At 63.2% G+C, this 19,139-nt stretch carries 16 protein-coding genes; 8 read left to right on the top strand and 8 right to left on the bottom strand.

Features of this window, described 5'->3' with window-relative positions; genetic code table 11:
- Positions 1–31: 31 nt before the first annotated feature.
- Positions 32–922, bottom strand: a complete 891-nt coding sequence (gene pqqB, locus Q1A53_RS10435) for a pyrroloquinoline quinone biosynthesis protein PqqB (RefSeq protein WP_299966014.1) — start codon at positions 920–922, stop codon at positions 32–34.
- 20 nt (positions 923–942) lie between these two features.
- Entirely contained in the window at positions 943–1,050 is a 108-nt protein-coding gene (gene pqqA, locus Q1A53_RS10430) for a pyrroloquinoline quinone precursor peptide PqqA (protein ID WP_299966012.1), read from the bottom strand.
- A gap of 148 nt (positions 1,051–1,198) precedes the next feature.
- On the opposite strand from pqqA, the gene Q1A53_RS10425 reads away from it, so the two are divergent.
- Together Q1A53_RS10425 and Q1A53_RS10420 are read left to right on the top strand one after the other, a co-directional pair.
- On the top strand, positions 1,199–3,298 hold the full coding sequence (locus Q1A53_RS10425) for a 4Fe-4S binding protein (protein ID WP_299966087.1): 2,100 nt from the start codon (positions 1,199–1,201) through the stop codon (positions 3,296–3,298).
- On the top strand, positions 3,295–4,173 hold the full coding sequence (locus Q1A53_RS10420; protein ID WP_299966010.1) for an FAD:protein FMN transferase: 879 nt from the start codon (positions 3,295–3,297) through the stop codon (positions 4,171–4,173). The genes Q1A53_RS10425 and Q1A53_RS10420 overlap by 4 nt, the downstream gene beginning before the upstream one ends.
- A 93-nt stretch (positions 4,174–4,266) precedes the next feature.
- Here the strand turns inward: Q1A53_RS10420 and Q1A53_RS10415 are convergent, their stop codons facing one another.
- The 6 genes from Q1A53_RS10415 to pedF all read right to left on the bottom strand — a co-directional run bounded on the left by Q1A53_RS10415 (position 4,267) and on the right by pedF (position 10,485).
- Positions 4,267–5,049 (bottom strand): xanthine dehydrogenase family protein subunit M, encoded by a 783-nt coding sequence (locus Q1A53_RS10415; protein WP_299966008.1) that lies wholly within the window; start codon positions 5,047–5,049, stop codon positions 4,267–4,269.
- A gap of 168 nt (positions 5,050–5,217) precedes the next feature.
- Entirely contained in the window at positions 5,218–7,590 is a 2,373-nt protein-coding gene (locus tag Q1A53_RS10410; protein WP_299966006.1) for a xanthine dehydrogenase family protein molybdopterin-binding subunit, read from the bottom strand.
- 169 nt (positions 7,591–7,759) lie between these two features.
- Positions 7,760–8,242, bottom strand: coding sequence for a (2Fe-2S)-binding protein (locus Q1A53_RS10405; RefSeq protein ID WP_299966004.1), 483 nt, complete (start codon positions 8,240–8,242; stop codon positions 7,760–7,762).
- A gap of 31 nt (positions 8,243–8,273) precedes the next feature.
- Complete coding sequence (locus tag Q1A53_RS10400; RefSeq protein WP_299966002.1) at positions 8,274–8,795, bottom strand: CoxG family protein; 522 nt, start codon at positions 8,793–8,795, stop codon at positions 8,274–8,276.
- Positions 8,796–8,881: 86 nt separating this feature from the next.
- On the bottom strand, positions 8,882–9,784 hold the full coding sequence (locus Q1A53_RS10395) for a transporter substrate-binding domain-containing protein (protein ID WP_299966000.1): 903 nt from the start codon (positions 9,782–9,784) through the stop codon (positions 8,882–8,884).
- Between the two features lie 2 nt (positions 9,785–9,786).
- A complete protein-coding gene (pedF, locus tag Q1A53_RS10390) occupies positions 9,787–10,485 on the bottom strand; it encodes a cytochrome c-550 PedF (protein ID WP_299965997.1) in 699 nt (232 codons plus the stop codon).
- A gap of 214 nt (positions 10,486–10,699) precedes the next feature.
- On the opposite strand from pedF, the gene Q1A53_RS10385 reads away from it, so the two are divergent.
- The 6 genes from Q1A53_RS10385 (at position 10,700) to Q1A53_RS10360 (ending at position 19,127) form a co-directional block, all read left to right on the top strand.
- Positions 10,700–11,860 (top strand): ABC transporter substrate-binding protein, encoded by a 1,161-nt coding sequence (locus tag Q1A53_RS10385; protein WP_299965994.1) that lies wholly within the window; start codon positions 10,700–10,702, stop codon positions 11,858–11,860.
- The gene (locus tag Q1A53_RS10380; RefSeq protein WP_299965991.1) at positions 11,857–12,819 is read left to right on the top strand and encodes a YVTN family beta-propeller repeat protein; all 963 of its coding nucleotides are present in this window, start codon (positions 11,857–11,859) and stop codon (positions 12,817–12,819) included. Before Q1A53_RS10385 ends, Q1A53_RS10380 begins: the two co-directional genes overlap by 4 nt.
- 293 nt (positions 12,820–13,112) lie before the next feature.
- The gene (locus Q1A53_RS10375) at positions 13,113–14,876 is read left to right on the top strand and encodes a PQQ-dependent methanol/ethanol family dehydrogenase (protein ID WP_299965988.1); all 1,764 of its coding nucleotides are present in this window, start codon (positions 13,113–13,115) and stop codon (positions 14,874–14,876) included.
- Positions 14,877–14,992: 116 nt separating this feature from the next.
- A complete protein-coding gene (locus tag Q1A53_RS10370) occupies positions 14,993–15,688 on the top strand; it encodes a response regulator transcription factor (RefSeq protein WP_299965985.1) in 696 nt (231 codons plus the stop codon).
- 35 nt (positions 15,689–15,723) lie between these two features.
- On the top strand, positions 15,724–16,923 hold the full coding sequence (locus tag Q1A53_RS10365; RefSeq protein ID WP_299965982.1) for an FIST N-terminal domain-containing protein: 1,200 nt from the start codon (positions 15,724–15,726) through the stop codon (positions 16,921–16,923).
- Positions 16,914–19,127 (top strand): PAS-domain containing protein, encoded by a 2,214-nt coding sequence (locus tag Q1A53_RS10360; RefSeq protein WP_299965979.1) that lies wholly within the window; start codon positions 16,914–16,916, stop codon positions 19,125–19,127. The genes Q1A53_RS10365 and Q1A53_RS10360 overlap by 10 nt, the downstream gene beginning before the upstream one ends.
- The last annotated feature ends 12 nt before the right edge of the window (positions 19,128–19,139 follow it).

The raw sequence follows: 19,139 nt of genomic DNA, 5'->3' as shown, positions 1-19,139 counted from the left end.
ACATCTGACGCACCCTGCCTTCGCCGGCACCTCAGGGCGTGATGGCCATCCCGTCGTGGGCGATCTCCCAGCCCGCTGTCTGGACCGCCGCGCGTTCGGGGCTATCCGGCTGGAGAACGGGGTTGGTATTGTTGATATGGACCAGCACCTTGCGTGCGGGCAAATCCGCAAATCCCGCCAGCGACCCGCCAGCGCCATTCAGCGCCACATGCCCCATACGCGCCCCGGTTTTCTGACCCGTCCCGCTGCGGGGCATGTCGTCGTTTTCCCAGACCGTTCCGTCAAAAAGCAACAGATCAATGCCTTCCAGCCGCTTGCGCAGCCAGTCCGGGATGGCGGCACAGCCCGGCACATAGGCAACCCGCTTGCCACCGGCCTCCAGCATCAGGCCCACAGTCTGCTCGCCCACAGCCTCCAGATCCAGCGCGTCGGCATCCTCCAAAAATAGCGCCACCTTGCCCGGTACCGCGAAAGGGGTCACGGTCAATCCGCTCACCGGCTCAAACCCCTGATCCAGATGCACCGTCTGCCGCGCGACCAAAGCGGGGTCGAGCACGTTGAAGACACTGTTGGTCTCGACGATCTCGCCACCTGCCGATGTGGTGTAGAGCGTAAACGCGGTCTTTTCGCGCAGTGTCAGCAGCCCCGCAATATGGTCGATATCCCCGTTGGTCAGAACCACCGCGGCAATCGGCGTATCGCGCAGGCTGCGAGGATGCAGCTGGGGCGTGCGCTGAAGTTGGACGCCGATATCGGGGGAGGCATTCAGGACGACCCAGGACACCCCATCCACGGACACCGCCAACGAAGACTGGGTCATGACCGGCAACCGACCGACCCTCGCATCGGCGCAATTCCGGCATCCGCAATTCCATTGGGGCAGCCCCCCACCGGCGGCTGCCCCAAGAACAATAATCTGCATTGTGTCGTCGCGCTGAGCGCTTAGATGACGTCGCGCTCGGCGCCGCGCTCGTCGTCCTCACCGGGACCGTACATGTTGATTTCCATGCCGCATTCGATCTCGCGGATGATGGGTTTCGTCCAAGCCATGTGTCTTCCTCCTCTTTCGGTACGTCTTGGTAGCACGGACGGCCATGCTCCCAAAGCACGACTTTTGGCGTAGGGCCGCTGACCCCCGACGCGGCGCGACCTAAGTCCCATGGCGAGCAACAATCCGCATCCGTAGACTGCCACCATGATGAGGGTACGATCCGCGTTTCTCGCGGCCATGTTGGCGTCAATCCTGTGGGTTTTCTGTGCCGCGGCCGCGGTCGCGGAACCCTTGCTGCGCGAGGATATCGCACCGCACATCGTACCGCCTATGTCACTGGGCGACCGCATCAGCGATACGGGCGTCTGGCAGCTGTTGAACTCCGGCGGAGCGGAGGCGGGTTTCGTGTTCGAGACGGAGCCAATGGCCCCCCTGCCCGGTTTTTCCGGCGCGCCGATCAACCTGCTGGTGGTGCTGGATCTCGACGGTCGCTTCATCGACGTCAAGCTGCTGTCCCACAATGAGCCCATCTTTGTCTCGGGCCTGGGTCAGGCGGCGTTCCACAAGTTCTTTGAGCAGTACCGCGGCCATTCCATCACCGACAGCCTGGTGGTTGGCACCCCTTATGGCAGCGGCACGGATGGCTCTGCGCTGGTCTACCTGGACGGGGTGACCAAGGCCACGGCGAGCGTACGCATCGCCCACGAGAGCGTGCTGGCAGCAACACTCCAGGTGGCGCGCGAAAAGATGAACGGGATCGCCACCGGCCCACCAGCCTACCCCGATCCCGCACATGACGAAGCACTCGGCTGGCAGGATCTGGTGGATCAGGGCATCGCGCGCCGGCTGACAGTCACCAACGCCGAGGTCGATGCGGCCTTTGCCGGAACGCTCTGGGAAGACGATGACCCCGACGCGCGCGACTACCCCGACGAGACATACCTTGACCTCTGGGTGGTCGATCTGGGCCCGCCCGCGGTCGGCCGGGCGGTCCTCTCGGACGACAGCCTGGCCGAGCTCAGGCAGTTCATGTCGATCTCCGCCATGGACGAGCCGGTGCTGGTGATCGAGACCGCCCGCCACGGGCTGATCACCGAGGATTTCGTGCGCAATACCGCGCCCGACCTGATCAGCGCCGAACAAGGTGGCTTTCCCGTGGCCTTCCGCGATGCGGATCTGAGCATCGAATTGCACGCCGATGTCCCAGAAGAGATCCGCGACGGGACCGCCCTCATCCTGCGCACCGACAGGCGGCTTGGCTTTGATCCCACCGCGGACTGGATCCTTCAGATCAAGGCGTTACGCGAACACGGGATGTTTCAGCCACAGATCGGCGCCGCCACGTTTGAGCTGCCCTACAGCGCGCCGGAGCGATTCTTTGCCCGGGCAGAGGTCGTCAAACCGTCGCCGCCCTGGGTGGACGCCTTGCGGAACCGGGTCACGGATCTGGCGGTGCTCGGCGTCTTTCTGGCGGGGCTGACGGTCCTGCTTGTGCGGGCGCAGACGTCTCTTGCCAGTCACCCGCAGTTCACACCCATCCGGCTGGGGATCCTCGCCTTCATGACTGTCTTCGTGGGGTGGTGGGGACAGGGACAGCTGTCAATCGCCACGGTCTTGGCCGTCCTGCGTACCGGAGTCGATGGCGGCAGTTTCGCCTTCCTGCTCTACGATCCCTTTTCGCTGATGGTCTGGGCGGCAGCCATACTGGGCTTCGTCCTCTGGGGGCGAGGGTTTTTCTGCGGCTGGCTTTGCCCCTTCGGCGCGCTGCAAGAGTTCGCCAACCATCTGGGCCGTTTGCTGCGCGTCCCGCAGATCACCCCGTCGCCCGTCTGGGACGCACGATTGAAGTGGCTGAAATACGCGGTGCTCGCCGGGTTGGTAGTGGTTGCCTTCACCGCCCCCGCGCGGCTCGACAAGGCGATCGAGGTCGAACCCTTCAAGACCGCCATCACCACCTTCTTTATCCGCGAATGGTATTACGTCGCCTATGCCGCAGGGCTTTTGCTGCTCTCCATGGTGCTGTTCAAGGGCTTCTGCCGATACCTCTGCCCCCTCGGTGCGGTGATGGCGATCGGCGGCCAGATCAGGGGCCGCGACTGGATCGCCCGGCGCGCGGCCTGCGGGTCGCCCTGCCAGCTCTGCCGGGTCAAATGCAGCTACGGTGCCATTGCCAAGACCGGAGAGATCCAGTATTCCGAATGCTTCCAATGCCTTGACTGCGTCTCCATTCACGAGGACAAGGCGCGCTGCGTGCCATTGGTCCTGGCAGCCCGCGGTCGCGGCATCCACAAGGTGGCTGCGGAATGAGACTGTCGCGCCGCCGTTTCATCGCCATCTCGGCGGGCTTTGCCTGCGTTCCTGCTACAGCCCAGGCCAGTACGTGGCGCGGACGCGCATTCGGCGCAGACGTCGCCATCACGCTAAATGGGCCCCGTGCGCAGACCGAAGCCGCATTAACCGACGCCCGGCGCGCGCTGCGCGAGATCGAAGCACTCTTCAGCCTCTATGACCCTGGCTCGGCCCTGTCCCAGCTCAACCGGACGGGACAGCTTCACCAGCCCGACCCGCGATTTTTCGCGCTGATGCAGGCGTCAGACACAGCGTATCACCTGACGGACGGCCTCTTTGATCCCACCGTTCAACCCCTCTGGCAGGCATCGGCAACCGGTGGCAATGCAAATGCAGCGCGCGCGCGGGTCGGCTGGGAACGGGTGACCTTCACCCCGGAAGCGGTCACGCTGGAGCGGGGCCAAGCCATCACCTTCAACGGGATCGCACAAGGCTTCGCCACCGATGCGGTGGCCTCGGGACTGCAGCGCCGCGGTTTCCGCGAGGCCCTCATCAACATCGGCGAATTCCGCGCCTTGGCCGGGCCTTGGCGGTTGGGCCTCAGCGATCCCCGATGGGGTCATCTGGGCAACCGCACCCTGCAGGACCATGCCATCGCCACCTCCAGCCCCGGCGCCCTGCACCTGGGCCATGAGGCCCATATCCTGCACCCTGCCGCCCGCCCCCACTGGTCGAGCGTCTCGGTCGAAGCCGCCACCGCCACGCTCGCCGACAGCCTCTCGACAGCGCTGGTGCTGACGCCGCTCGCGCAGATCAGATCAATCAAGGACGCACGCCCGGGTCTGGGCCGCATCACGCTCGTCTCACCGGATGGAGACCTTAGCACAGTCTGAGCGCCGAAAGACGACAAAAAGGCCCGCGTGATGCGGGCCTCCCGATCCTCAGAGCGACCAGAGGCACGGCATCACCCGCGCCCCTCCTGTGTGTCACGCGGCGTTGGCCACTGCGCGTTTGGTCATCACGCCAACCAGATGCGCCCGATAGGCCGCGGAGCCATGAAGATCGGAAATCATCCCGTCCGCAGGTACGCTCAACCCATCCACAGCGTTCTCGGAGAAAGCCTGAGACAACGCAGCCTCAGCCTCAGCCCAGCGGAACACACCGTCCTCGGAGGCGCCCGTCACAGCAACCCGCACACCTTCGCTGAACCGGGCGACAAATACCCCGACGAGCGCAAAGCGCGAAGCCGGCTGCACGAACTTTTCGTAGCGCGACACCTCCGGTACAGGAAAGCGCACCTCCGTGATGATCTCGCCCTCTTCCAGCGCCGTGTCGAACATTCCCTGAAAATAGTCATCCGCCGCGATCTCGCGGGAATTGGTGACAATTGTCGCACCACAGCCCAGGGCCGCCGCGGGATAGCAGGCCGACGGATCATTGTTGGCCAGCGACCCGCCGATCGTGCCGCGCGCCCGGACAGCCGGATCGCCGATGCGCGATGCCAGCCCCGCGAGCCCGGCAAACCCGTCCTTCGCCACAGCCGCATGCACCGTCGCACCGCCAATACAAAGCGCGCCGTCCTCGCCGGTGCAAACACCCTTCATCTCGGAAATCTTGCTCAGGCTCACCAGAACCGACGGGCTCGCCAACCGTTGCTTGAGCGTGGGGATCAACGTCTGCCCCCCGCCAAGCGCCTGCGCTTCCTCCCGCCCCATGGCACTGACCGCATCCGCGACTGAGCCCGGCATCTCAACATCGAAATTATACATATCCTGTCTCCTCTCCCGGCAAGCCGCAGCCCCGCAAGGCTCTCTCATCTTGCCAGATAAACTCCGGGGGGTGAGGCCGGCCCGCGCCAGCGGCAAACTGTCCAAAGGACCGTTTGAGGCCGAACGGGGCAGAGCCCCTGACACCGGCCGGCATCACTCCCCAATCTCTCACCCGTGGATCGCCGACCAGACGCGGCTTGGCGTCGCCGGCATGTCGATGTGATCAACCTTGTGACCACCCGATTGCAGCGCGTCAATGATCGCATTGATCACTGTCGGCGGCGACCCGATTGCCCCGGCCTCCCCACAGCCCTTTACACCCAACGGATTGTGCGTGCAGGGCGTCTGACAAGAGTGATCCACCACATAGTGATCCATCGGCGGCAGGTTGTCCGCCCGCGGCATGGTGTAGTCCATGTAGGATGCAGACAGCAGCTGCCCGTTCTCGTCGTAGGCACAGTTCTCCAGCAGCGCCTGACCGATACCCTGGGCAATCCCGCCATGCACCTGACCTTCGACGATCATCGGGTTGATCACATTGCCAAAGTCATCAGCACTCGCGAACCGCTCGATGGTCACCTCACCCGTGGCCGGGTCGACTTCCACTTCGCAGCTGTACGCCCCCGCCGGATAGGTGAAGTTCGACGGATCATAGAACGCCGTCTCCTCCAGCCCCGGCTCGATGTCCTCCAGCGGATAGTTATGAGGCACATAAGCCGCCAGTGTCACATCACCCCATGCCACGGATTTATCCGTGCCCGCGACGCTGAACGCACCGTCCTTCAGCTCGATGTCACCCTCGGAGGCCTCCAGCAGGTGGCTTGCGATCTTCTTGGCCTTGGCGATGATCTTTTCCGTCGCCCGCACCATGGCCGACCCACCCACGGCGATGGAGCGCGACCCGTAGGTTCCCATGCCCATCGGTGCCGTGGCCGTATCGCCATGGACGACCTCGATCATGCTCTCATCGATGCCGATCATCTCGGCCACCACCTGGGGAAAGGCCGTCTCATGCCCCTGCCCGTGGCTGTGAGAGCCTGTCATGACAACCAGACCGCCCGTTGCGTTCACCCGTACCGTGGCGCTCTCATAAAGCCCCGCACGCGCGCCGAGCTGACCCACAAGGTTCGACGGCGCGATGCCGCAGGCCTCGATGAAGCAGTTGATGCCGAACCCGCGCAGCTTGCCCTTGGCCTCGCTCTCCGCCCGCCGCGCGGCAAACCCCTCGCGGTCGGAAATTTCCAGCACCTTGTCCATGGTGGCGTCATAGTCGCCCGTGTCGTACTCCACCGCCACGGGCGTGGCATAGGGAAACTCCCGGATGAAATTCTGTCGCCGCAACTCCACCGGATCCACATTGAGCTCCCGCGCGGCCTTGTCGATGACCCGCTCCAGCTGGAACGTCGCCTCTGGCCGACCCGCACCGCGGTAGGCATCCACGGGCACCGTGTTGGTAAACACCGCCTTGACGTTCACATAGACCAGCGGTGTCTTGTAATTCCCCGCCATCAGGGTCCCATGCAGCCACGTTGGCACGGAGGGCGCAAAGGTGCTGAGATAGGCGCCCATATTGGCAAAGGTCTCGGTGCGCACCGCGGTGAAGTTATTCTGTGCATCCAGTGCCAGCTCGATCTTGGTGACGTGATCACGACCGTGGGCATCCGACATGAAGGCCTCGGACCGCGATGAAGTCCACTTCACCGGCCGGTTGCACGCTTTCGCCGCGAAGGTCACGAAAGCCTCTTCCTGGTAGTGGAAGATCTTGGTGCCGAAACCGCCGCCCACGTCGGGTGCCACAACCCGCAGTTTATGCTCCGGGATCCCCAGCACAAAGGCACCCATCAAAAGCCGGATCACATGCGGGTTCTGGCTGGTGGTGTAGAGCGTGTGATCATCGGTCCCGCGGGCATAGTCGCCCACGGCCACGCGCGGCTCCATCGGGTTGGCCACCAGCCGGTTGTTCACCAGCTCCAGCGTCGTCACATGCGCCGCCTTCTCGAACGCGGCATCGGTTGCCGCCTTGTTCTCCTCCACGAAGCCCCAGTCATAACAAAGGTTCGAGGTCAGATCATCGTGCACCTTGACGTCGTCACTAGCCACGGCAGCCTTCATATCGACAACCGCGGGCAACTCGTCGATGTCCACGGAAATCGCCTCGGCTGCGTCGCGCGCCTGCTCCAAGGTCTCCGCGACAACCGCGGCGATCGGCTCGCCCACGTGCCGTACCTTTTCGTGCGCCAGGATCGGATGGCGGGGCTCCTGCATGGGTTGTCCATGTTTGTCGGTCACCTGCCAGCCACAGGGCATCCCGCCCACGGCCTCGAAATCCGCCCCCGTAAAGATCCGGATCACCCCGGGCATCCCCGCCGCATCGGATGTATCCACCCCCTTCAGCGCCCCATGCGCCACATCCGAGCGCAGAAAGAACACATGCGCCTGCCCCCGGATATTGATGTCGTCCGTGTAATTTCCCTCGCCGGTCAAAAACCGGACGTCCTCGCGACGCTTTGAACTTGCGCCAATGCCGCCATCTTTTGGCATGTCATTCCTCCCTGTGGAACGGGGGCCCAGGGCCCACTCAATTTATCGGTGCCATGCCTCGGACCCGAAACGCCGGGCCATCCGCATGACAGGATCTCTTTCACTTTGCCCGAAAAACTCCGGGTGAGCGCGGTCCGCAAGGACCGCGCGAGGGCAGAGCCCTGACTGGCTATTCAGCGGCAACCGGAACCACATCCTGACCGGAGGCCGCCATGATCGCCTTGACGATGTTATGATAGCCCGTGCAGCGGCAGATATTGCCTTCGAGGTAATCCCGCACTTCCGCCTCCGACGGCTTGGGATTCTCCTTCAGCAAGGCGGCCGCCGACATCACCATGCCCGGCGTGCAGAACCCGCACTGCAACCCGTGGTGGTCCTGAAACGCCTGCTGGATCACGTTGAGCGATCCGTCCGCATTGGCCATGCCCTCGATCGTGGTGATCTCGGAGCCTGCCGCCTCAGCTGCCAGCATGGTGCAGGACTTGACCGCCTGCCCGTCCACATGGACGACGCAGGCGCCGCACTGTGAGGTATCGCAGCCCACATGACACCCGGTCAGCGCCAGCTGATCCCGCAGAAACGACGACAGGACAGTGCGCCCTTCGACCTCGCCCCCGGCCTCCTTGCCGTTCACAACCATATCTATACGCATAAATCTCTTCCCCTGTTAGACCTTCGGCCCTTCAAGCACCCGCAAGGCGCTTGAACCACCCTTTCTTCTTTTCACCCGGTGCAGCAGCCTCGGCTTCGGCATCACCGGCCTCCGGCACACCGACCGCATCCTGAAAGTTCGTGAAAAACTGATCCGCCATCTTCTTGGCAAACCCGTCGATGATCCGGCTGCCCAGTTGTGCCAGCTTGCCACCCACCTTGGCCTCCACATCATACTCCAGCACCGTCTGCGCGCCCTCGGCACGCAACCGCACATCCGCCCCGCCCTTGGCAAAGCCCGCAGCGCCACCCTTGCCCTCGCCACTGATGGTCAGGCTCTCGTGCTCAACCATATCCGTGAGGCTGACGGCCCCCTTGAACGTCGCCTTCACCGGGCCGACCTTCTGGACGACCGTCGCCTCGAAGCCCTCCTCGGGCGAGCCGCTCATCTCCTGGCAGCCTGGCACGCATTCCTTGAGCACATCCGGGCTGAGCAATGCCGCCCAGACAGTGGCCACATCAGCATTGATCACTCTGCCGTCACTTAGCTGCATGTTCTCTCCTCTCGGGATGTATGACCACCCCAGTCAAACCATGTTACCCGTCCTTGGCAATCACCGGAGTAGGACAAAGGTCGCAATTACCACTCCGGCGGCTGGTAGCTCAGACCGTAGGCGGCGTAGATGGCCGGAATGCGCCCATCCTGGATCCCGTAGCGAATGGCATCATCCACTGCATAGGAAAGCGGCCGGTAGCGAAAGTTCACCGCCACCCCCAGCGTCCAGCGGCCAACGGCAAAACCGGGCAGCGGCGGCTGATGAACCTCCAGCCCCTCCGACAGCCCGTGTTCAAGCTCCGCCAGCGGACCCATCGCCGCTTTTGTCTCGCCCGCACGCAGGGCTGCCATCGCCTCCTGCATGGTAGAAAACCGGCGGATCTGGCCGCTCAGCTGCCCGCCCGCCAGAGCCGACAGATAGAAATCCGAGATCGAATCGTTCTCCACTGCCACTGTATCGAAGCGAAAGTAGGCAGGAAGCGGCTTTTCATCCGGGTAGCTCGCGGCATCATAGGCAATCGCGATGCTCTCCGTGGCGTACTGGCCGGTGAAGACCACCTGCTCGACCCGGCATTTGAACGCCGAATCGTACGGAACACGCATCATCACATTGGCAACACGCCCCCCGACGATGGGACCGCGCCAGATGTTGTTGCGCAGATCTGCGTCAAGGTTCTCGCCGGCCGCCACGAAGTTGAACCGCGCCTCGACCCCCAGATCCTCGGCAATCAGCCGGGCGATCTCCACATCGACGCCGTGCGGCTTGCCACCCTTTTCCCAACTGTAGGGCGGATAGTCCTCATAGACCGCAAAGAGCATGTGCCCCTGCTCCTGCAGAACGTCCATTTCCTGCCCCACAATATCACGGCTGGCGTTCTGGGGCCGGGGCTGCGGCACGTGATCCGCACAGGGATCCGCTGCCCAGCCGGCAGCACCGGGCAAGGACAGGCCAGCGGCCAGTAGCAGCGAAGTCAGTGTGACGCGCATGGCTACTGCGCGGCGGACAAGCCGATGGTGAGGGTTTCGGCGGCAGCGCGGTAGCGCTCCGGCGTGCCGTCGATCAGCTTGGCAGCACGGAAGGCCACGGAATCCGCCACAGGCGCGCCCGACAACGTCTCGATGCTACCCGCAATCTCATTGAGCCGCGCCTTCAGCGCATCCGGATCGGCGCCCGACTGATCGCTGGCATAGCCTGCCAGCGTGTCGCGCAAACCTTTCAGCTCGCCTGCGTATTCCTCCATCGCATCGCCGTCCGGGCGGGTCTCGATATAGGTTCGAATGGCCCAGGCAGCGTCCTGTCCCAGAAGCTCGCCGAAGGCAGGCATCTTGGTGGTACCGTTCTGGGTGTAGCCGGTGCGAAACCGCTCAACGTACCATTCATCGCCGTATTCCTCGGCCTCAAGGAACCGCAGATCGGGCGCCAGCCCACCGGAGACAACCTCCAGCCCGTGGCAGCGGGCACAGTTCTGATTATACCCCGAGGCGCCGATCTCGATTGCCGTCAGCCAGACCTCGTCGCCCACCTTGTCGGCGCGGTAGGGGTTCTCGATCAGCCATTCGTCACCTGTCTTGGGCAGACCGGCCGTATCCACCGCCTGCGGCGAGACATCGCCATGACCAAAGGCAAGTGTCGCAGCCCCCATCAGGCCCAGTGCCGCCGCGCAAAGCGTTCTCGTTTGACGTGCCATATCTCTCCTCCCGGATGGATTGTTGCGTTTGGTGTGCTTCTACGCAGCCTCCGGCGACGGGGATATGGGACTTTGGTTGGGTGCGCCGCGCTCTGCGACGGTTTTATTGTTTTAGTACAATAAGTTACACGCCAGCAAAGCACCTCTCCCCGACTAAAGTCGAATTCAAAGGCCCTGCGCCAACCCGATACTTAGGTATTGGGAGGATACCATCATGTACCGCTTTCTTGCCGTGATCGGCGTACTCTGCTGCGCACAGCCCGCGCTGTCGGATGTCACATTGGAGGCTACCTATCTGCATGTGGAGGTGCCGCTGCCGCCGACGCTGTCGAACCTCGATCCCATCCCCCACGACATCGGCCTGGCTGGTGTGAGGACTGGTCTTGCGGACAACGAGACGACCGGCAAGTTTCTGGGCCAGACCCATATCCTGACCGAGGTCATGGTGTCCGAAGGTGACGATGCGCTCGCCGCGGCGCGCACGGCACTGGCCCGGAGCCCCTATCTGATCCTGCATGCACCGGCTGATGTGCAAACGGCCATTGCCGATCTGCCCGCGGCGCAGGATGCGCTGATCTTCAATGTCTCCGAGGGCGATATCAGCCTGCGCGATGCGGACTGCCGCGCAAACCTCTTTCACACGCTGCCGTCGGACGCGATGCGCACCGACGCACTGGCGCAGTTCTTCGTGACGAAACGCTGGTCCGATCTGGTGATGATTGCCGGGACCCACCCGCAGGATCTGGCCTACGCCCGCGCCATGCGCCGCTCGCTTGAGAAGTTCGGGCTGAGCCTCTCGGCAGAGAAGACCTGGGAATTCGACGCTGACATGCGTCGCAACGCAAGCCAGGAGGTGCCCCTCTTCACCCAGGATTTCGGCGATTACGACGCGATGATCCTCGCCGATGAGCTGCATGATTTCGGCCGCTACGTGCTCTATAACACCTGGGAGGCGCGGCCCGTGACCGGCTCCGAAGGGTTGTCGGCGCTGACCTGGTCGCCGGTGATCGAGCAATGGGGTGCGGCGCAACTGCAGTCGCGCTTCTCGGAGGCACACAGCCGCGCCATGCAGTCGCCGGACTATGCCGCCTGGGCCGCCATTCGCACCTTGGGCGAGGCCGTCACCCGCACTGGCAGCGCGGAGGCCACCGATGTGCGCGCCTATATGCTGTCAACGGATTTCACGCTGGCGGGTTTCAAGGGCCGTCCCCTGACCTTCCGCCCCTGGAACGGACAGCTGCGCCAACCCATCGCGCTGGCACATCCCCGCGCGCTTGTCGCACAGGCGCCGCTGGAGGGGTTCCTGCACCACGTCAATGAACTGGACAGTCTCGGGCTCGACCAGCCCGAAAGCACATGTGAGGCCTTTCAATGATCCGTACCACGCTTGCCACCGCCCTTTTGCTCAGCACCACCGCCCATGCGGGTGAAATCTGGGTCACCAATGAGAAGGACGACACCGTCTCGGTGATCTCAACCGACACGCTGGAGGTGATCGCCACCTACGAGACCGGCGAACGCCCCCGCGGCATCATCTTTTCAAAGGATTTCTCCAAGGTCTACATCTGCGCCTCCGACAGCAATACCGTGCAGGTGATGGACCCGACCACGGGCAAGATCCTGCACGACCTGCCGTCGGGCGAGGATCCCGAGCAATTCGTGCTGCATCCCAATGACAAGCACCTCTATATCGCCAATGAGGACGATGCGATCACCACGGTAGTCGATGTGGAAAGCCGGACGGTCATCGCCCAGATCAGCGTCGGCGTAGAGCCCGAGGGCATGGCCGTCTCGCCCGATGGCAAGATCGCCATCACCACCTCCGAGACGACCAACATGGCCCATTGGATCGACACCGAAACCCAGGAACTTTTCGCCAACACGCTGGTGGACAGTCGCCCGCGTCATGCGGAGTTTGCCAAGGAGGGGACCGAAATGTGGGTCAGCTCCGAGATCGGCGGAACGCTGACGGTATTCGATACCGGCAATCAGGCGGAAAAGGCCAAGATCACCTTTGAGGTGCAGGGCGTACACCCCGACAAGGTGCAGCCCGTCGGGTTCGAATTCACTACGGGCGATACCCATGCCTTTGTCGCCCTCGGTCCCTCGAACCACGTGGCGGTTGTCAACGCGGAGACCTTTGAGGTGGAGGACTATATCCTCGTCGGTCGCCGCGTCTGGCACATGGACTTCAACGAAGATCGCTCAAAGCTCTTTACCACCAATGGTGTGTCAGGGGATGTGACGGTGATCGACGTGGCCAGCCGCGAGGCGGTCAAATCGATCAAGGTGGGCCGCTTTCCCTGGGGGGCTGCCTTCCGGCCCACCCAGTAAGTCGTGCCGGGCGACCCGCGACGAAGGCCTCTCGCGAAAAGGGCTACGCCTGACCTGAGGGGGGCGAGAAGCGACCGCCCTGCAGGCGGGTCGAGCGCTGCCCGGCGGTGCCCGCCGGGCGACCGGTTGATGCCGGCTGACCAAAACTTTCAATCGATCCGCTGCCTGTCCCCGACACCCCTACGACCATTGGCCAATAGCCCCAGCAGCGCATCGGCGGAATACTCCCCATTGACCGATCCCGCGGCCCGGCCGTTCGGATCTGTTGTCGTAAATCCATAGGGAGGAGCCCAATGAAAAGGTTCGCAATCGCTGTCACAGCGGCACTTCTGAGCACCACGGCGCTGCACGCCGAGGTGACCGAAGAGATGCTGCTCAATGACGCCGCATCCACGCAGGATGTTCTGACAAATGGCATGGGGCGGCACCTGCAGCGCTACTCCCCGCTGGACACCCTGAACAAGGAAAACGTGGAAAACCTCGTGCCCGCCTGGGCGTTCTCGCTGGGTGGTGAAAAGCAGCGCGGTCAGGAAACGCAGCCGATCGTGCACGATGGTGTGATGTATATCACCGGCTCCTACAGCCGCATGTACGCCATCGACATCAAGACCGGCAAAGAGATCTGGCAGTACGACGCGCGTTTGCCCGAGGGGATTCTGCCCTGCTGTGACGTGGTCAACCGCGGTGCGGCGATCTACGGCGACAATGTCTATTTCGGCACGCTCGATGCGCGGATCGTCGCATTGAACAAAGACACCGGCGATGTGGTCTGGAACAAGAAGATCGCTGACTACAAGGCGGGCTATAGCTACACGGCAGCACCCCTGATCGTCAAAGGGCTGGTGATCACCGGCAATTCAGGCGGTGAATTCGGGATCGTCGGCGAGATACAGGCGCGGGATGCGGAGTCCGGCGATCTGGTCTGGACCCGCCCCGTGATCGAAGGCCACATGGGCACGCTCAACGGCGAAGAAAGCACCATGACAGGCACGCTCAACGCCACGTGGCCGGGCGATATGTGGAAGACCGGCGGCGGGGCGACCTGGCTCGGCGGTTCCTATGACGCGGACACCGACACGCTGGTCTTCGGGACGGGCAACCCCGCGCCCTGGAACAGCCACCTGCGCAATGCTGGTACCCCCACGGACGGCAATTCGGGCGACAATCTTTACGCCGCCTCGCGTCTGGGCATCGATCCGTCCAACGGTGAGATCAAATGGCACTATCAGACCACACCCCGCGAAGGCTGGGACTATGACGGCGTCAACGAGGTGGTGGCCTATACCGACCGTGACGGCAACGACCGCTTTGCCACGGCGGACAGGAACGGGTTCTTCTACGTGTTGAACCGCGAAGACGGCAAATTCGTCTCTGCCGTGCCCTTCGTCAAGGACATCTCCTGGGCGAGCGGCATCGACGAGAACGGGCGTCCGATCTTCATCGAGGAGAACCGCCCCGGTGATCCGGCCAGTTCTGCCGATGGCAAGAAGGGCGATGTGGTCTTTTCTTCCCCCGGGTTCCTGGGTGGCAAGAACTGGATGCCGATGGCGTTCTCCGCCAATACCGGCAATTTCTATGTGCCCTCCAACGAATGGGGCATGGATATCTGGAACGAGCCCATCACCTACAAGAAGGGTGCGGCCTACCTCGGCTCGGGCTTTACCATCAAGCCCAACTACGAAGACCATATCGGCAGCCTGAAGGCCATCGACCCCGACACCGGTGAGGTGAAATGGGAGTACAAGGACGAGGCGCCGCTCTGGGGTGGTGTCATGGCCACCGCGGGCGGTCTGGTGTTCACCGGCACGCCATCGGGCGAGTTCATCGCCTTTGATGATGAGACAGGGGACAAGTTGTGGTCTTTCCAGACAGGCTCCGGCATCGTCGGTCAGCCCATCACATGGGAGCAGGACGGCGAGCAATACGTCACGGTGATCTCCGGCTGGGGCGGTGCTGTCCCGCTGTGGGGGGGTGAAGTGGCCAAGAAGGTCAGCTACCTCAATCAGGGCGGCATGCTCTGGACCTTCCGCCTGCCGCGGCAGTACGCCAGCAAGTAAGGCGCCGGGCCGAGAGGCCCTGTAACACCGGGCGCACCCTGCAAATGGGGTGCGTCCTTCACTATAAGACTCTTTGCTGCATGGATTTGACCGCTTTGCGACGTTAGGATGACGCCATGATGACGCAAGAAATCGCCTCGAACGACCACAAGACACCCCACGCAGGCTGGGCGCTCGTGGTGGATGATCACCCGCTATTTTGCGATGCGCTGGAACTGACCCTCAGATCGGTTGCGGCATTTTCGCACGTCCATACCGCCGATTGCATGGCACAGGCGCTGGAAAGGATCGAAGGGGCGACCCCGCCCGACCTCATCCTGCTCGATCTCAACCTGCCGGATGTCAGCGGGCTCGATGGGCTGATCCGGCTGAAACGGGCGGCAAGCAGTGCGTCCGTGATCGTCGTTTCCTCCATGACCGACAACGCCATCATCGGCGGCGCCATCGAGGCGGGTGCCTCGGGCTTTGTGCCCAAACACAGCCACCGCTCGGTCTTTCGGGAGGCTTTGGACCATATTGCAGCGGGCGGAACCTTCACACCCGCGGGCTTTGTCGAAGGCAGCGGACAGGAGAGGGGCGCCAAGACACTGTCACGGCTGTCCTCGCTCACCAACCAGCAGGCGCGCATCCTGGAGCTGATCTGCGAGGGCAAGCTGAACAAGCAGATCGCCTTTGATCTTTCCATTGCGGAGACGACCGTCAAGGCGCATGTGACAGCGATCATGCGCAAACTCGGCGTGCAAAGCCGCACCCAGGCGGTGCTGGTGGCGCAGGACGCCAAGTTTTCAAATGTCTTGCCAAGCTCATCCTAGCCATTTTATGCTCCCTGTCAGGGAGAAAATTCGAAATGAACGCCAATACTGGGTTCCGGGACCTCGCCAGTCCGGACAGCTCAGATGCATCTAGTGTTTTGCGTACAGCGCAGGTGTGCGGGTCCGATCCCGCGCCTCTCGATGTGCTGTGCAGTCAGCTGGGGCCGGGTCCGTTCAGCCTTGTCAGTCTGCTTGTCACGCCCCGCGCAGATTTCGCGTCCGTCATGGCCGATGCCGCACGCCGCTTTCCCGGCACGGATGTGGTGGGCTGCACCACGGCGGGCGAGATTACCAGCACGGGCTACGCTGACGGAACGATCGTCGCCATCGGCTTTCCTGAGGATACCTTTACCACCTCTTCCCTGATGATCGACACCATCGACCGGATGGACACCCAAACAGTCGTAGATCGCATCACCCTGGCAAGGATGGGGTTGCAACAGCGCACGCCGAAAATGACCGGCGGGTTCGGGTTCCTCGTGGTCGACGGCCTGTCGCTCAGTGAAGATACGCTCACCGCCACGATTGCCCCGGCCCTCGGCGATATGCCGGTTTTCGGCGGCTCGGCAGGCGATGGCACGGCCTTTCGCCGGACATTTGTCTCACTGGATGGACAGGTCGCCGAAAACGCAGCGGTGCTGACACTGGTGCGCACGAAACTGCGCACGCATGTCTTCAGCCTCGATCATCTGGTACCCACGGCCAACCAGATGGTCGTCACCGAAGCGGATCCCGCCAAGCGCATCGTCAAGGCCATCAACGCTGAACCCGCTGCGCGCGAGTATGCCCGGATCGTCGGCAAGGATCCCGATCAGCTGGACCAGTTCACATTTGCCGCGCACCCGGTCGTGGTACGCATCGGGGACAGCCACCACGTGCGCGCGATCCAGCAGGTCAACGCGGCGGGCGATCTGGTCTTTTTCTCCGCCATCGACGAGGGCATGGTGCTGACGGTTGCCAGACCGCAGAACATGGTGACCCACCTGAGCGACGAGTTGGACGCGCTCGGACAGGACGGCAAACCCAGCGACATCATCGGCTGTGATTGCATCCTGCGGCGGATCGAGGCCGAACAGACCCAGCAGTCCCGCGCGATTTCGGACGTGCTGGCGCAGCACAGGGTCGTGGGCTTTTCGACCTATGGCGAACAGAACGGCCCCCTGCACGTCAATCATACCATGAGCGGTGTGGCCTTTTATCCACCGGATCCGGAGGGGGACGGTGGATGTCGCTGATCAACCCCAACGACAGCCTGGAACGGCAGAACGAAAAGCTGCTGGTGATCACGCAATCGCTCATGCGCCGGGTGGAGCAGAAGAATGCGCAGGCGGGGCTGGCCTACCGTCAGTTCGAACGCGCCGCCCTGCTGGAGAACCAGGTGCGCGAACGTACCCGCGATCTGGAGCGCACGCTGGATCTGTTGCAGGATTCCAACGCACGGCTCGAAGTGGCGCGGGCGGAGACGGAGACCGCGCGTTCCGATCTGGCAGAGGCGATTGAGACCATCGAGGAAGGGTTCGCCCTGTTTGACACCAACGACACGCTGGTGCTCTTTAACAGCCGGTTTTGCAAAGACCTGCCGGATGTGATGCCGCAGCTCGCATCGGGGCTGACATTTGACCGCTACGTCACGCTGATCTCGCAAAGTGACACGCTGTCCCTGCCCAAGGATCAGACGCCCGCCGACTGGGCCAGGCGGCGCATGGCGCGGCACCTTGATCGGCATGTGGTCTTTAACGTCAGCCTGGCCGAGGATCGCTGGCTTCAGGTCAGCGAGCACCGCACCTCCGGCGGCGGTACGGTCATTCTGCAGACCGACATTTCGGACATTATCCAGCTGGAACGACAGGAACGCGCGCGGCTGCGCGACGAACAGGCGCGGATGCTGCAGGCGACGCTGGATCACCTCAATCAGGGGGTGTGCATCTTTGACAGCGACCGCACGCTGGTGGGCTGGAACAGCAAGATGGACGGTCTGCTGGCGCTACCCAAACCGCGCGTGACGCTGGGCATCCGCTTTGCCGATCTGATCGACCGGCTGCGCGACCAGCTGGTCTTCAATGACGGCTACGATGCAGAAAGCCTGCGCAACTGGGCCAACCGCAGCTCCGGCCGCTCCCCCATCGCCTTTGAGATCTGCCGCGAGGATGGCCGCACCTACAGCGTCTTTGCGCAGGAGATGCCGGATCATGGGTTCGTCATCAGCTTTACCGATGTGACCGCCGAGCGTGAAGCCGCCCGCGCGCTCTTTGAAATGAACGAAAAGCTCGAACGCCGCGTGCGCGATCGCACCCATGAGCTGGGCCTCGCGCTTGCCGAAGCGGAGCGGGCCAATGCGTCCAAATCCCGGTTCGTTGCGGCCGCCAGCCACGATCTGCTGCAACCGCTGTCGGCGGCAAAGCTCTTTGTCTCCTCGCTCAGCGACAAGGTGATACCCGGCGAAGCACAGGCGGTCATCGGCAAGACCGAAAAGGCGCTGATGGGCGCGCAGCAGATCATCGAAGCGCTGCTGGACATCTCGCGCCTTGATGCGGGCAAGGCGATCTTCAACGTTCAGGCAGTGCGTCTGTCGGACATCGTCGCCCCCTTGCGCGATGAGTTGGCGGCGAGTGCCGCGGCAAAAGGCGTTGAGCTGCACATCCTCGACAGCACCCTCAGCGTGCGCAGTGACCCGGCCTATCTGCGGCGCATTCTGCAGAACCTGCTGTCAAACGCGCTGCGCTATACCGATGCCGGGCGCGTGCTGCTGGGAGTGCGGCGCAGCGGCGGGACCGCACGTATCGAGGTGTGGGATACGGGCTGCGGCATCGCACAACAGGATCAAAAGCAGATTTTTCAGGAGTTCAGCCGCCTCGCGCCGCAAGCATCGGACGGTGGCCTTGGGCTTGGTCTCGCAATCGTCGAGCGGGCCTGCAAAGGGCTGGGCCACGACCTTGGCCTGTGGTCCGAACCGGGCAAAGGCAGCTGCTTTACCCTTGCGGTGCCCATCGACGCCGCCGCCCTGCCCCGTGATATCAATCAATCCGCCCCGGCCCGCCCGGCGCAGCACGACCTGAGCGGCCTTCTGGTGATGCTGGTGGAGAACGATCCGGCCTTTGCCGCCGCCCTCAGCCTTGTGGTGGAGGACATGGGCGGTGACGTGATCCTCGCGCAATCGGCGGAGGAAGCGCTGGAGTTGATGCACGAGATCCAGTTGATGCCCGATGCCTTCCTGATCGACTACCAACTGGGCGGCGACTGGACCGGGATCGACCTTTATCATCGGTTGACAGAGATCTACGGTCAGGTGCCCGCCGCGATCCTCTCGGCGGACCGGACCCGCGAGCTGCGTCAGCGCTGCAAGGATCTTGGCATCCCGCTCATCTCCAAACCGGTGGACCGGGACCGGCTCTGGGCGCATCTGTCGGGTCGTGGCCAGCACCTGAGTGCAGCGGAATAGCTCCGCCTTGCG

The organism is uncultured Roseobacter sp. (assembly GCF_947496515.1).
In the GTDB taxonomy this organism is placed as follows: domain Bacteria; phylum Pseudomonadota; class Alphaproteobacteria; order Rhodobacterales; family Rhodobacteraceae; genus Roseobacter.
This window is presented reverse-complemented; position numbering and strand designations above follow the sequence as displayed.

Bases quoted from the DNA above. Each gene is read 5' to 3' on its own strand.
- Q1A53_RS10360 (WP_299965979.1), top strand. From the start codon at position 16,914: ATGTCGCTGATCAACCCCAACGACAGCCTGGAACGGCAGAACGAAAAG.
- Q1A53_RS10420 (WP_299966010.1), top strand. From the start codon at position 3,295: ATGAGACTGTCGCGCCGCCGTTTCATCGCCATCTCGGCGGGCTTTGCC.
- Q1A53_RS10365 (WP_299965982.1), top strand. From the start codon at position 15,724: ATGAACGCCAATACTGGGTTCCGGGACCTCGCCAGTCCGGACAGCTCA.
- Q1A53_RS10405 (WP_299966004.1), bottom strand. From the start codon at position 8,242: ATGCGTATAGATATGGTTGTGAACGGCAAGGAGGCCGGGGGCGAGGTC.
- Q1A53_RS10415 (WP_299966008.1), bottom strand. From the start codon at position 5,049: ATGTATAATTTCGATGTTGAGATGCCGGGCTCAGTCGCGGATGCGGTC.
- Q1A53_RS10400 (WP_299966002.1), bottom strand. From the start codon at position 8,795: ATGCAGCTAAGTGACGGCAGAGTGATCAATGCTGATGTGGCCACTGTC.
- pqqB (WP_299966014.1), bottom strand. From the start codon at position 922: ATGCAGATTATTGTTCTTGGGGCAGCCGCCGGTGGGGGGCTGCCCCAA.
- pqqA (WP_299966012.1), bottom strand. From the start codon at position 1,050: ATGGCTTGGACGAAACCCATCATCCGCGAGATCGAATGCGGCATGGAA.
- Q1A53_RS10385 (WP_299965994.1), top strand. From the start codon at position 10,700: ATGTACCGCTTTCTTGCCGTGATCGGCGTACTCTGCTGCGCACAGCCC.
- Q1A53_RS10425 (WP_299966087.1), top strand. From the start codon at position 1,199: ATGAGGGTACGATCCGCGTTTCTCGCGGCCATGTTGGCGTCAATCCTG.
- pedF (WP_299965997.1), bottom strand. From the start codon at position 10,485: ATGGCACGTCAAACGAGAACGCTTTGCGCGGCGGCACTGGGCCTGATG.
- Q1A53_RS10410 (WP_299966006.1), bottom strand. From the start codon at position 7,590: ATGCCAAAAGATGGCGGCATTGGCGCAAGTTCAAAGCGTCGCGAGGAC.
- Q1A53_RS10370 (WP_299965985.1), top strand. From the start codon at position 14,993: ATGATGACGCAAGAAATCGCCTCGAACGACCACAAGACACCCCACGCA.
- Q1A53_RS10375 (WP_299965988.1), top strand. From the start codon at position 13,113: ATGAAAAGGTTCGCAATCGCTGTCACAGCGGCACTTCTGAGCACCACG.
- Q1A53_RS10380 (WP_299965991.1), top strand. From the start codon at position 11,857: ATGATCCGTACCACGCTTGCCACCGCCCTTTTGCTCAGCACCACCGCC.
- Q1A53_RS10395 (WP_299966000.1), bottom strand. From the start codon at position 9,784: ATGCGCGTCACACTGACTTCGCTGCTACTGGCCGCTGGCCTGTCCTTG.